A 13199-nucleotide genomic window follows, 5' to 3' on the forward strand; every position below is an offset into this window, starting at 1 on the left:
CTTACAAGATTCATTGTAAACACTTACATCGTGCCTTAACACCGAGTATATTGAACATAAAGGTGGAATATCTTGAACATATTTGCAATTTTGTTATCCTTTTACTGATCCTGCTGTAATCCCTTCAACAATGTGCTTTTGCAAGAACAAGAAGAATATTACGATCGGCAGCACACTTAATGTTAACCCTGCAAGAGCTAAATCCCACTGCTTCGTGTATTGTCCGAAGAAGGAGAAAGTTGCAAGAGGAATGGTTCGCAGCTCCGGATTGCCTAGTACCAGCGAAGGAAGCAAATAGTCATTCCAGATCCATAGGCTGTTTAGAATGATAATCGTAATCGACATCGGCTTGAGCAGCGGGAATACGATTTTCCAAAACACCCCATATGCTGAGCTGCCATCTACTTTGGCCGACTCCTCAATTTCCAGTGGAATGGACTTGATGAAGCCATGATACAAGAACACATTTAAGGAAACACCGAATCCGTAATAGCATGCAACCAATCCAAGCTTACTATCCATTAAACCTACTTGACTTGCTACCCGGACAAGTGGAATCATGATCGATTGGAATGGAATAACCATAGCGGCAACGAATGCCAAGAAAACGAGATTATTGAACTTCGTGGACCTTCTCACCATGCGGTATGCCGCCATCGAGGAGATGATCACGAGCCCTACATTACTCAAAACGGTAATGAACAGCGAGTTGAAGAACGCTTTCGGAAACTTCATGATGCTCCATACTTTGGTGTAGTTATCCAGATACAGAGAGCTAGGAAGTTTAGCCGTATTCGCTGCAAGCTCGGGAAAGGTCTTCAAGGAATTCGCGATCACGAAGTAAAACGGCACCAAGAACAGTAAAGCAATTAGAATGCCAATAACTTCAAAGGCAAATAATCGACCTGTATATTTTTTGACGGAATCCATTAGACCTCAACCTCCTTGCGCTTGGTGTACATCACTTGGATGGTTGAAATAATGGCAACCACAATGAAGAATACGAGAGCTTTCGCCGTACCTAAGCCGTAGCGATTGTTACGGAAAGCTTCTTGATAAATATTAATTGAAACAGATTCGGTTGAATTGAAGGGTCCACCTTTCGTTAAGGAGAAGTTCAAATCAAAGATTTTGAATGACCACGAAATCGTCAAGAACAAACAGACGGTGACAGCTGGCATAATGAGCGGTACGATGATACTGCGCAATACTTGCAAGCGAGAAGCACCATCAATATACGCAGCTTCCAGCATATCCTTGGGCACATTTGATAGGGCTGCTATGTAGATGATCATGAGATAGCCAGCACCCTGCCAGACACTTACAATGACGATTGCCCAGAATGCGGTTGATGAAGTCCCTAACCAAGGTAGCTCGAAAAATCCGATACCCGTTAGGCTCCCTACAGTTGCAAAACCTTTTACGAAAATAAACTGCCAAATAAAACCGAGCAACAAGCCTCCGATTACGTTAGGCATAAAAAAGATCGTGCGCAGCACATTCCTTGTCTTCAACGCCTGCGTAAGCAGCAGCGCTAACAAGAAACCTACAAGGTTCGTAAGAATCACATTCGTAACCGTCAAACGTGACGTGAAGCTGAAGGCGTTGCGATAATCCTTATCATGGAATAGGATTTGCTTGAAATTTGCCAACCCGTTAAAGGTTACATCTGTCGTTACACCATTCCATTCTGTAAATGAATAGTAAATACTCATCAGAAATGGAACGAGAACAACGATACTAAAGAATAGCAATGCAGGTCCGATAAATACCCACTGCTGCAGCCATCCTGAAAGCATTCTTTTTGTTTTCATTGGGAAATCCCCCTTACCATTTTACTTCTATTCTTCAAGTATAGAGATCTCCATGCCCCTGAAACACTGACGATGGTGATGCATTAGGTGGAATTTGTTGACCTCTCCTGCTACAATGTAGGGGAAAATCCCATTATAGAAACCGAGCTGATGAAGCCTGATCCGACACAGTATTCGTAATAAATTGATCTTATTTCTGCTGATCGCCACTCTCGTGCCTTTCCTTACCTCCCTTGTGGTCTCCTATTTCTTTACCAAACAGAAGGTGACAGAAGATACGCTGACCAACAATTCCGCCTTGCTCTCACAAGGTAAAACGAATCTCGTGAACTATCTAGATGGTGTGGTTCAAGCCTCCTCCACGATTTACACAGGAAGGAATATCGCTGAGCTTGGCCAATTTTATGAGATTATTCAAACGCAGCGCGAGATCAATTATCAGAGTGATAAAGTGATCAAAAGCGGTCTGCAAGTCATGTCACATTCTGTTAAGGAAATCAAACAAATTTACTTGTATGCCTCCGTTAGCAACAGTTCCTTTCTCACCCACAATGACATTCAAGTAAGCATGGCTGGTAAATATGAGGGACTACAGCCATTCCCTGCGGGCAAGCTTGTGTATTTCGAAATAAAGCACCAAAGCAATTTATATGGCATGTCACTCTCTGCATATTCTAACCCAACCCCAGTTATTTCTATGCACCGTAACATCATGTACTCACCCAGCAATCAATCTATCGGTGAGCTTGTCATTGATTTGAATTTGGACCTTGTCTCTAATATTTCCCAAGGCCTATTCACCCATGATCAAGAGGAACTCTACATATTAGATGAAACGGGACATATCGTATTCGGTCCGGATCCAAGCCAATGGGGACTTCAATTAGACGGCAATTGGGGTGATGAGGCTGTTCACAGTACCCTTGACAAAGGCAGCTATGAATGGTCAAAAGGTGCTTTTGCGGGAATTAATATGTATGAGAAAATGCGTACAGACTATCTGAACTGGACGATTGTAAAGCGTCTTCCATATGAGCAGCTCACCAAGAACGCTCGGCAGTTGACCTTCATTAACGCCCTCATTCTTTCCTTCTCTATGCTGATTGTCATGGCCGGAACGGTGTATATTAGCATTCGTTTCACAGCTCCGATCAAGCAGTTGATTCGTTACATTACAAGAATTCAAACTGGACAAGTTGGGCTTGGTGATCCTCAAAGTGACATTGAGTTGACGAGGGTCGATGAGATGGGCATTCTCGCAAATCGTTTCCATGGGCTTATGCAGGACTTGAATCAAATGGTGATGCGCGAATATCGGCTAGAGCTGGCGAATAAATCGAATCAGCTGATGGCGCTGCAAGCGCAAATTAATCCACATTTCCTTAATAATGCCTTGCAATCAATCGGAACACTGGCTTTGCAGCATGAAGCACCGAAGATTTACACGCTGATTAATTCGTTAGCCAAAATGATGCATTACAGCATGAATACCAACGAATCTGTCGTTCCACTACGGAAAGAAATCGATCATATCAAGGCTTATTTAGAGCTGCAGAAGCAGCGTTTTGAACACCAATTTGATATTATCTACGATATTGAAGATGGAACCCAAACTTTCTCTGTGCCTAAAATGATTCTTCAACCACTTGTCGAAAATTATTTCAAGCATGGCTTTAAACCAAGCCATTCGCAGGACGTGGGTTTATTACGTATCGAGTCATTGAGGCTAATTACCCTTGAGGGGGACTTCTTAAAGCTCACTGTGGCAGATAATGGGGTCGGGATGACAGATCAGCGGATGGGCGAAGTCCGCAGTCGATTAAAAGCACCTTCCGTCACTGATGATTCCTATATTGGACTACGCAACGTCCTAACTCGCGTTCAGCTTTATTTCAATGATCATGCAACACTGGAGATTGACCATGTACAACCTCAAGGCTTGCGGATTGTCATCCTTATTCCGATGAAAAAGGGAGTTACCTGATATGAAAGTACTACTTGTGGATGATGAGAAGCATGTTCGTGACGCGATCCGTTTGCTTGTGAATTGGAAGCAACATGGGATTGATACGATCTTAGAGGCACCTGACGGTGAAGCCGCTATTGCGTTGATTCGCAATGAGCATCCCGAGATTATTATGACCGATATGATGATGCCCGTCATGAACGGTGTCAAGCTGTTAGAGTGGCTGCATCGCTATACTCCTGATTCCAAAACCATCGTCATCAGCGGCCACGACGACTTCTCTTTACTTCGACACACCGTGAAGTTTGGCGGAACGGATTATATTCTGAAACCGATTGATCCGGATCAGTTAAATGAAGCTTTGGATAAAGCTATACAGACCTGGCTCAAGGATGAGGAGCAAAGGCATGCCAACCGAGAACTAAATATCGAGGTGAATCAATTTAAACCGATATACTGGGACAAGCTGCTTTCAGCGCTAATCACAGAACCCAGTACCTATGAACCGGTAGCTGATCAGCTGGAGCGCGAGCTTCATTTATCCAGAAGCATTGCATCGTGCCGTGTTGCCATTCTTTCATTAGATACGATGGAAGCCAGTATTAAAAATAAATTCAGTCAAAATATCGATCTTCTTGCCTTCTCATTGATTAATATTTGCAATGAATTTATCGTCTCGCAGAAGCGCGGCTACGCATTTCGACATTGGCATAATCCGAATGAAATCGTGCTTCTCTTATGGTCGTCTCCCACCATGGCAGAAGAGCTGCTAGCAACGATTAACGATGGCATTCGAACCGCGCTTCATACCCGTGTGGACTTTGGGATTGGGAGTGCACACAATTTTCCTGCCCATTTGAAGCTAAGCTATCAGGAAGCGCGCGATGCGCTAAGGCACCGTAATTTGAAATCCAAAGAAACGTGGATCCATAATACTTGGCACACGACCAAGGGGTCACAAACAACGTTGACTTTCCACCAATTTGAGGAGCAAATTCATCTAGCCCTGCGTAGTGGGAATGAGGATCAGATCCAGGATATCGTTCAGCTATGGATCGATGCCATACGAAGTTGTGAGATTATTACCCCTGAACAACTTGAGCATTGGTGGGGAGAATATCGGGTGATGATGCGTCGCTGGATCCAGCAACTCATACCGAATACCCGAGAGGAGGAGATCCATCCGTTGCTCCTTGAGGATAGCGCAGCCGCGATTATTACGCTCGATGAGAAAGGGATCCTATCTTTATCTCTTTGGCAGCAAGAGCTTACCCGCAGCCTCGTACAGGTATCCAAGCTTCATCTGGAGAGCCAGCACAAGGATAATAATGTGATTTTCGAAATCGCTAGCTTTCTGGAAAAACATTATCATGAAGATATTTCGCTTGCGGATATTGCCAGCCGCTTCTATCTCAGCCGCGAGTACATTTCACGCAAATTTAAGCAGGAATTTGAAGTCAATCTCTCTGATTACTTAGGTCAAATTCGGATGAGCAAGGCCAAGGTACTGCTCTGTAATCCGAATCTACGTATTTCACAGGTTGCTGAGATGGTTGGCTATCAGGATGAGAAATATTTCAGCAAAGTTTTCAAAAAAATGTCGGGCATGACCCCCAATGAATATCGAAAAACAACGAATTCTATCTAAACTTCCGAGAAAATATTGGAATATGCTATACTAGTAGTAAGAGGTGATTTTCATGAGTATGCCCATTGAGAATGTATCGGCGAATTCTTTTCCCCGCACATCAAAGGCAACCAGGGTCAAGAAGAAAACGTACGTCATGTTATTTGTGGGTTGGGCCATGCTGATCGCAGTCGGAGTAGCAGCTACGATGATGTACACCGAGCATCTGAGGCAACAAATATCGACCGATATCGCACAGCAAACCCAGCAGCAATTACAAGTCATTCAACAAGATTATCAGAAGCAAGTCTCTCAATTGAAGGATAGTGTAACTTCCGATATGAAGACTTTGCAAGCCAAAGTAGATTCATTGAATGAACTGCTGGCTTTCACCAAAGATAGCGCTAACAGCAAGACCGATAATAGTAATCAACTTTATACGCAGCTAGCTGACGTCAAGAAGAAGCTGGATGAGCTGACCAAAAATCTGGATGTGTTGAAATAATGACAGCGAATTCGATTCAGCAACTTAATCGTGTCATGTTGCTTGCTTGCGCACCCTTTCTGGGAATGCTGATTTGGCTGCTCTTCGTCTCCTTACATATTTCCATCCCCTTACGGGCTCCAGAGGCATCGGTACCGGTCAATTTCCATCAAGAAACGCTTACTATGAACAACCTGCTTACCCAAGCGAATACGGATGCGGTCCAAACCAAAACCATTATTCAGCAGTATTTCCAGCTATACGAGAAGAGCACGGCGGAAGTAACAGCCTTGCTCCAGAGCGCGGCCTCACAAGTCGCCAAACCCGGACTTATCTACGATGCACGTATTACAGACAAGCTTGGCAGTCCAATCCGCCAAGCGACTTCAGGCAATATCGACATTCAACTGTTTGCTTTGAATGAAAAACATTATTCAGGTTATGCTCTTAAAGTAAACCTGAAGAGCGATAAAGCCATTAAGCTCGTCTTGGGGAATGACAAACTCGGCTCCAGTGAAACAACATTAGCCGCAGCTACTCGCTATGGCGCCGTTGTTGGGATTAACGCTGGCGGCTTCGCAGACGACAATCGCGGAAGGCGCTATCCGCTTGACACCACCGTTATGAACGGGAAATATGTCAACGGCTTCTTTCCCACCAATAATGACACGGCTTTCATCGGCTTGAACAAAGACCGCAAGCTGATAGGTGGAAAGTTCAGCTCACAGGCAGAGCTCGACAAGTTGAACCCTCTAATGGGAACGACCTTCGTCCCTGTGCTGATCAAAAATGGCAGCAAGCTGTCCATTCCGTATCAATGGCAGAGTTCACCGGCTAGAGCCGCTCGAACAGTGATGGCCAATTATAAGCATGACCAGCTCTTGTTCCTCGTCACGGACGGCTACGACGAGAGCGGTAATTCAGGTGCTACGCTTGCAGAGCTGCAAGACAAGTTGCAGCAATTAGGCGTCGTTGATGCTTATAATTTAGATGGAGGCGGCTCTACGACGTTAGTCTGGGGAGGAAGCGTAATCAACCGTCCTTCTGATGGAAGACTGCGACCACTAGCTACGAACCTCTTGTTTTTCAAATGACCCAAATTATTCACACAAAATTCGTTTCTTTTTTGGGGATGGTTGGGTATAATAAGCCTTAACTATGTGCAAAAACGCTCTTTAACCCTATAGGAGGTGCAGCAATGTTCGGTTTATCCACAACATTTTGGCTCGTTAATGCCGTTTTTCTATTATTCCTCGTCGCGATGATGACGGCTTCCTATAACGAGGACAAAACAAAGGGCCTTTAATTAAAGAAAAAAAGCATCGCCTTCTCCAATTGGAGGAAGCGATGCTTTTCTTTTTTAACTACTAGGCTCTCGCCTTAAGCAGGTTCATTTCAGTTATACAAACGCCGCAAATATAACGTTCTTTGAATTCACTGACACTTTCCATGCTACCGCAGAACACACATTTCGGACGATACCTCTCGAGAATGATATGGTCACCCTGTACTAGAATTTCTACAGGATCTCCTTCGTTCATTTGATATCGCTTTCGTAACGATTTAGGCAATACGATTCGTCCCAATTGATCGACTTTACGTACGACTCCAGCTGGCTTCATCATAGGACTTCACCTCTCTTTTCCCAGACGTTTTCTACGTTTCCGGCAATTTCACTTCGACCAACATAGCAATATCGAGCTTACCGATACTATTCGCCGTGTTTCATGAAATTCCTTCTGCTTAGACCCAGAAAACTTTCTTTTCCTGTCAAAAATGTCGGTTCAGCCCTAAAAAATATAGGTCGCAAGAATCCTACTCAAGACCTATAAATCCAGTCTGGCGCAATCCCTCATATAAGATAATGGCAGCAGAGTTGGAAAGATTTAACGATCTAACCGTATCGGTCATTGGCAACCGAATTAGCGTATCTGGATGCTGACGCAATAGCTCCTCCGGAAGTCCTTTGGTCTCCTTGCCAAACACGAAGAAATCGCCATCTTGGAAGGTAAAGTCCGAGTAGCGCTTGCTCGCTTTCGTCGAAGCGAAGAAGAATCTATGGCCCTCGTACGCCGCCAAAACCTCATCGAATGAGTCGTGGTAGTCAATCTTTACAGAATGCCAATAATCAAGTCCAGCGCGCTTCAGCGTCTTATCATCGGTATCAAAGCCAAGGGGGCGGACCAAATGAAGATGAGTGCCTGTTGCAGCACATGTTCGTGAAATATTGCCTGTGTTCGCAGGAATTTCGGGTTCTACTAATACAATATGAAAAGCCATCTCTGTTCATTCACCTCATTATCTATCCTATTATAACCGATGGTGGATTGCAATTTAACACAGCGTTAACTTTATCTTAATATCGCGATGATAGAGGTACGTCATACTAGAGTTATCCTTCATTAAAAGGAGTCTACCTAACGATGAAAAAGAAAATTCTTATTGTTGATGACGAACCTTCCATCTCAATGCTTATTGAATTCAACCTCAAGCTTGCCGGCTTTGAGGTACACTGCGTGTTCGACGGGGAAGCTGTCTTCAGTGCGATTCAATCGTTCCGCCCTGATCTCATCGTCCTTGATCTCATGCTGCCCAAAATGGACGGCTTACAGGTATGCCGCAAACTTAGAAGCCAGAACAACCTTGTCCCAATCATTATGTTAACAGCCATGCAGGATCTTACCGATAAAATTGCCGGTTTGGACAACGGCGCAGATGATTACATGACAAAGCCATTCTCACCGCTGGAGCTCGTCTCTCGCATTCAAGCGATCCATCGTCGGATCCAGACTTTGCCTTCCACCACGGAAGAAGCGCCTATCGCGATTGGCCAAATCTCTGTCAAAGCAGAGCAACGTGAAGTGACGATGAATGGCGCGCCTATCGAGCTTACGCCGAAGGAATTCGAACTGCTTCTTTTCCTCTGCAAGCATCGTGGTAAAGTGCTTAGTCGGCAACAGCTGCTTCATGGCGTCTGGGATTATCACTTCCTTGGCGATACGCGTATCGTTGATGTCCATATCTCACATCTGCGTGACAAGATTGAGCAAAATGCACGTCACCCTGAGTATATCATGACCATTCGCAACGTCGGCTACAAGCTGACTGAGCCTGTCATCAAGGAATCCTACGCTTAAGCCGTATATGAGTGGGTTATCCGGTACGATTGCATGAAAATAGCCTCAGCCAAGTAGAACATCCTACTTAGCTGAGGCCTCTTTACATTAAGCTTTCAGTTCTGCTGCTGCTTGCTCAGCTTGCTTATGCTCCAACGATTCGCTTAAACGTTCTTTACTCATTAGAACCGCTGCTACGACAGCCAAGGCTGTTGGAATCAATGCCCACATGAAGGTGTACGTAATCGAGGAAGATAACTCAGCCGTAATCTTATCTAAAATTGGCGTAGGGATTTGGGCACGCATTTCTGGTGCCAGTAGAACCCTTGGATCACTGAATGCCGGATTATCCGACATGTTGCCTTGCCCACTCGCCGCGAAAATCTCTTTAAGCTTCGCTGTGAAATCATTCCGTTGAATGATCCCGAATAGCGTAATCCCTAGCGTCATACCTAGGGAACGGACGAAGGAAACTGTCGCGTTGACAGAACCGCGTTGCGACGGATCGAAATGATGAATCGCCGAATTGGATAGCACGGAGAAACTTGCACCAATTCCAACACCGACCACAATCATGCAAAGTGTCACAAACCAGCGGCTTGTATCTGGCTGAAGCTGCGTCAGCATGAACATACCTGCTGCTAAGATGACAACAAAGACCATCATAATGTTACGGTATGGCATTTTGTTCATTAAGAAACCGCCACCCACGGCTGAGAACACAGAGCCTACCATCATGGGTAGTAGAACAAGTCCTGAATTGGTTGCTGTTCCGCCGAGCACACCTTGAATATAAATGGGGATATAGACGGATGCGGTAATAAAGCCCATCCCACTCAATAAACCAAGCGCATTACTCGTCGTAAACAAACGATTTTTAAACATTGGGAATGAAATAATGGGTTCGATGACTTTTCTTTCAATGAAAATAAAACAAATCGTAAGCACTGTGAAAGCTGCAAAAAGTCCTATAATAATGCTGGAATCCCACGCATATTCATTGCCGCCAAGCTCAAGTGCAAACATCATGCTGACAACAGCTCCAACCAGCGTAACGGCTCCCCACCAATCAATCTTTTGTTTCGTATGGATCGGTGATTCTTTGTAGTAGATAGCAATAAAGATAAGCGCCAATATACCAAGAGGAATATTCACATAGAAGACCCAATGCCAGTTAATATAATCCGTAATATACGCGCCAAGCAACGGCCCGAAAATACTGGATAAACCGAACACCGCGCCGAACAAACCGCCTAGCTTACCACGTTGTTCAACAGGGACCGTATCAAACATGATGGTGAACGCAATTGGAATTAACGCTCCGCCACCGATCCCTTGCAGCGCACGGTAAATACTAAGCTGTACAATACTTTCTGCTGTACCACACAGAATGGAGGCAAGCAAGAAAACAATTAAGCCAAAAATAAAAAATCGTTTGCGCCCGAACATATCGGACAGCTTCCCAAAGATCGGCATGCCCGCCATTTCCGCGACCATATAAGCGGATGTTACCCATACAAACTTATCGAGTCCGCCAAGATCTCCTACGATGGTTCCCATCGCAGTAGCAACAATGGTATTATCCATTGACGCCATCAACATTGCTAGGAGTAGACCAGCTAGCACAAAGCCTACTTTATTGCCTTTACTCGTCATGCTTACACATTCCTTTACATTTTGTTTTCGTTGTAACTCTTCCAACTTACACGCTTACTACATCTTGCGGGATTCCTTGACAATGGCACCCTTCTTTTTCTCAAGATGCACCTTGTATTCCACCAGATCGACATTGCAACCAGGACCAATAACGACTTGGTTACCGCGAACAACCTTTGCTCTCGTATGCTCCAAGTAAATATCATCACCTTCAATCACCGAAACCGTTACCGCGGCATGCGATGAGGGTCTGAAGAAGAAGCTTAACGGATGAAGCAAACTCGCTTTACGGATTCTAATTTTCTCCCCGCCGATTTCCTTCGCTGTGGAGTCTTGGAAAAGTCTAATGTCGATCTCCCCTGCGTTAAGTAGTCCCCCAACATCAAACATACCCTTCAGCTTAAAGACATCAACTTCGCAATCTCCTCCCACAGTGATGTGGCCCTTTAACGCGATCTGAGTGCCTTGCATATGGCCTTTCACTTCCATCGTCCCCGAGCCAGTAAGTGAGCCAATATCTGCATCACCACTGATACTCACCGTCCCCGAATTTTTCATTCTATCGCTTTGAACATTGCCCGTCAATGAAAATGTGCCCACAATGCCTGCATGGCCTGTCTGCATATCACCTTCCATCTCTAAGGTGCCTACACATTTCATAAGACGACATTTCAGATCACCTTCGATGATGCCTTCTCCAACAATTTTCACACGATCATAGAGGCCGCCTGCCGCGGTCGAGCTGCCCGTAATGCTCAAATTACCAATTGTCGAACGTTTGTTTGTATCTATTCCCATTGTACCTCAAACCCTCCTCTCTTTGCTACAATTTTTCACTATGCTTCACTTTGGAGCGTTTATCTTGTTCGAGATTCTCCGTGTATTCAATAAGTCCAATCTCACAGCCAGGTCCGATCGTAATATTGGCCCCTCTAACAACCTCAGCAGAAGTATACTCCAGATAAATATGATCACCCTCAATCGTTTGCGCTGTCAAATGATTGCCGATGGCCTTAGGCAGAATCTTCAACCAACGAACCAAATCAATGCCCGACTGCTTGCGAATTTGGATTCGTTCCCCGCCGATCTCCGCAATTTTGCAGTGTCCATGCAGGGTGACAAGGATGGTATCCGCATTGAGAGTACCCACTTGCAGCTTTCCATTCGCTTTAAACTTCTCTGCCTCACAGCTGCCTGATATTATTGTCGCACCATTGATTTCAAGGCTTTCGCCAGCATAATTGCCCTCAATCTTGATTCTGCCATGAATACGGGTACGCTCCGCCTTCAGATTTCCATGAATCGTTAGGGTTCCATTCATCTCAGCTGTTTGAGACGCGATGCTCCCATTCACTTCCGCTCGACCGTTTAGATTAAAATTGGAGCAAGTAATGTCCCCTTCCAAACGTCCGATGCCATCAATTTTGACTGCACGAAAGCTCCCGCCGTTCGAAGAACCTATTCCGGAAATCAACAAATTACGTTTCGTGTCTGCCTGCATGGATGCCACCTCCTCACACTGTTGTTATTTTCAGCTTTAGCTCTTCTATTTTCTTCGCTATCTGTAAGCGGAGCACAACCTTCACCCCATGCTCGAAATACAGCTCACTGCCTGTTGTTACAAGTAGAAACAATGTTAAGCCCATCTTACGGATAAAAATCAAATCACAGGGCTTTCCTTCGAACTTGGCATACTGCTCTTTCATTGTCAGAAGCAGGTGCTTTCCTTCATCTAAGCTCATTTCACCAGATTGTAAGCAATCCTCTAATAGGAATAGAAACAACGTTTGTTCAAAGCTATATACCGCTGTAGCGTCCAAAAATGGGGATGCATACTCAATCGTTTGCAGAGAAACAATGTTTCGTTTCACTAGCTCTAATTTGTCTATTTTTAAATCACTTGGAACGATCGAGAACACATCGGCTAATTCGTCCAACGATAAATCATCTTTCATATTTAAAATTTTATCGATACGCGCCAGCATCTGTCCCTTCGGGAAGAACGTTTCCTGCCCAGTAAACGCTGATTTCCGTATAAACCATTCCTCGGGAACTAAGTTCTTACGCTTCCAGCGGTATAATTGACCATATGATATGCCTGTTAGTTCTAGCAGCTCTTTTTTCGATATCAAATCCTCTTCCAACCTACATCCCTCCTTTGCTATTTTAATGTAACATAACATTGTTACGCAGTAAATCAGTCTTGAGACTGAACCCTTCCCGTGCCGGGCACGATTCCATGCAAGTTGGTCGATTTTTTCGACTTAGAAGTCTCCATCGAGCCCCATTGGCCGGATTAAGTCGATTTTTTCGACTTAGAGGTCTCCATCGAGCTCGATTGGCCGGATTAAGTCGATTTTTTCGACTTAGAGGACTCCATCGAGCCCGATTGGCCGGATTAAATCGATTTTTTCGACTTAGAGGACTCCATCGAGCCCCATTGGCCGGATTAAGTCGATTTTTTCGACTTAGAGGTCTCCATCGAGCTCGATTGGCCGGATTAAGTCGATTTTTTCGACTTAGAGGACTCCATGGA

13 protein-coding genes are annotated in these 13199 nt (G+C 44.7%); 5 read left to right on the plus strand and 8 right to left on the minus strand.

Annotated elements, in window-relative coordinates:
* Window positions 1-93: 93 nt before the first annotated feature.
* Both AC58QC_RS04745 and AC58QC_RS04750 read right to left on the minus strand, forming a co-directional pair.
* Entirely contained in the window at window positions 94-930 is an 837-nt protein-coding gene (locus tag AC58QC_RS04745) for a carbohydrate ABC transporter permease (RefSeq protein WP_497414029.1), read from the minus strand.
* Window positions 930-1814, minus strand: coding sequence for a carbohydrate ABC transporter permease (locus tag AC58QC_RS04750; RefSeq protein ID WP_497414030.1), 885 nt, complete (start codon window positions 1812-1814; stop codon window positions 930-932). Before AC58QC_RS04750 ends, AC58QC_RS04745 begins: the two co-directional genes overlap by 1 nt.
* A gap of 184 nt (window positions 1815-1998) precedes the next feature.
* Here AC58QC_RS04750 and AC58QC_RS04755 point away from each other — a divergent pair, with 184 nt between their 5' ends.
* From AC58QC_RS04755 to AC58QC_RS04770, 4 genes are read left to right on the plus strand one after another with little or no spacing between them, the layout of a single operon-like run.
* Window positions 1999-3798 carry a cache domain-containing sensor histidine kinase gene (locus AC58QC_RS04755; protein WP_497414031.1) on the plus strand — a complete coding sequence of 600 codons (1800 nt, stop codon included), beginning with the start codon at window positions 1999-2001 and terminating at the stop codon, window positions 3796-3798.
* A gap of 1 nt (window position 3799) precedes the next feature.
* Window positions 3800-5428, plus strand: a complete 1629-nt coding sequence (locus AC58QC_RS04760; RefSeq protein ID WP_497414032.1) for a response regulator — start codon at window positions 3800-3802, stop codon at window positions 5426-5428.
* Window positions 5429-5480: 52 nt separating this feature from the next.
* Window positions 5481-5912 carry a hypothetical protein gene (locus AC58QC_RS04765; protein ID WP_497414033.1) on the plus strand — a complete coding sequence of 144 codons (432 nt, stop codon included), beginning with the start codon at window positions 5481-5483 and terminating at the stop codon, window positions 5910-5912.
* Window positions 5912-6985 carry a phosphodiester glycosidase family protein gene (locus tag AC58QC_RS04770; RefSeq protein ID WP_497414034.1) on the plus strand — a complete coding sequence of 358 codons (1074 nt, stop codon included), beginning with the start codon at window positions 5912-5914 and terminating at the stop codon, window positions 6983-6985. Before AC58QC_RS04765 ends, AC58QC_RS04770 begins: the two co-directional genes overlap by 1 nt.
* A 273-nt stretch (window positions 6986-7258) precedes the next feature.
* On the opposite strand, the gene AC58QC_RS04775 is transcribed toward AC58QC_RS04770, so the two are convergent.
* Together AC58QC_RS04775 and trmL are read right to left on the minus strand one after the other, a co-directional pair.
* On the minus strand, window positions 7259-7513 hold the full coding sequence (locus AC58QC_RS04775) for an AbrB/MazE/SpoVT family DNA-binding domain-containing protein (RefSeq protein ID WP_497252147.1): 255 nt from the start codon (window positions 7511-7513) through the stop codon (window positions 7259-7261).
* Between the two features lie 193 nt (window positions 7514-7706).
* On the minus strand, window positions 7707-8171 hold the full coding sequence (gene trmL / locus AC58QC_RS04780) for a tRNA (uridine(34)/cytosine(34)/5-carboxymethylaminomethyluridine(34)-2'-O)-methyltransferase TrmL (RefSeq protein WP_497414035.1): 465 nt from the start codon (window positions 8169-8171) through the stop codon (window positions 7707-7709).
* Between the two features lie 143 nt (window positions 8172-8314).
* Between trmL and AC58QC_RS04785 the strand changes: the two genes are divergently transcribed.
* A complete protein-coding gene (locus AC58QC_RS04785) occupies window positions 8315-9028 on the plus strand; it encodes a response regulator transcription factor (protein WP_497414036.1) in 714 nt (237 codons plus the stop codon).
* A gap of 87 nt (window positions 9029-9115) precedes the next feature.
* Here the strand turns inward: AC58QC_RS04785 and AC58QC_RS04790 are convergent, their stop codons facing one another.
* Genes AC58QC_RS04790 through AC58QC_RS04805 form a run of 4 tightly spaced genes read right to left on the minus strand, consistent with a single transcriptional unit; the run spans window position 9116 to window position 12807 of the window.
* The gene (locus AC58QC_RS04790; RefSeq protein WP_497414037.1) at window positions 9116-10663 is read right to left on the minus strand and encodes an MDR family MFS transporter; all 1548 of its coding nucleotides are present in this window, start codon (window positions 10661-10663) and stop codon (window positions 9116-9118) included.
* 57 nt (window positions 10664-10720) lie between these two features.
* On the minus strand, window positions 10721-11461 hold the full coding sequence (locus tag AC58QC_RS04795) for a hypothetical protein (protein ID WP_497414038.1): 741 nt from the start codon (window positions 11459-11461) through the stop codon (window positions 10721-10723).
* Window positions 11462-11486: 25 nt separating this feature from the next.
* Entirely contained in the window at window positions 11487-12164 is a 678-nt protein-coding gene (locus AC58QC_RS04800; protein WP_497414039.1) for a polymer-forming cytoskeletal protein, read from the minus strand.
* A 13-nt stretch (window positions 12165-12177) separates the two neighbouring features.
* Window positions 12178-12807, minus strand: a complete 630-nt coding sequence (locus AC58QC_RS04805) for a YhbD family protein (protein ID WP_497414040.1) — start codon at window positions 12805-12807, stop codon at window positions 12178-12180.
* Window positions 12808-13199 lie beyond the last annotated feature (392 nt).

Source organism: Paenibacillus sp. J22P51, from assembly GCF_059692215.1.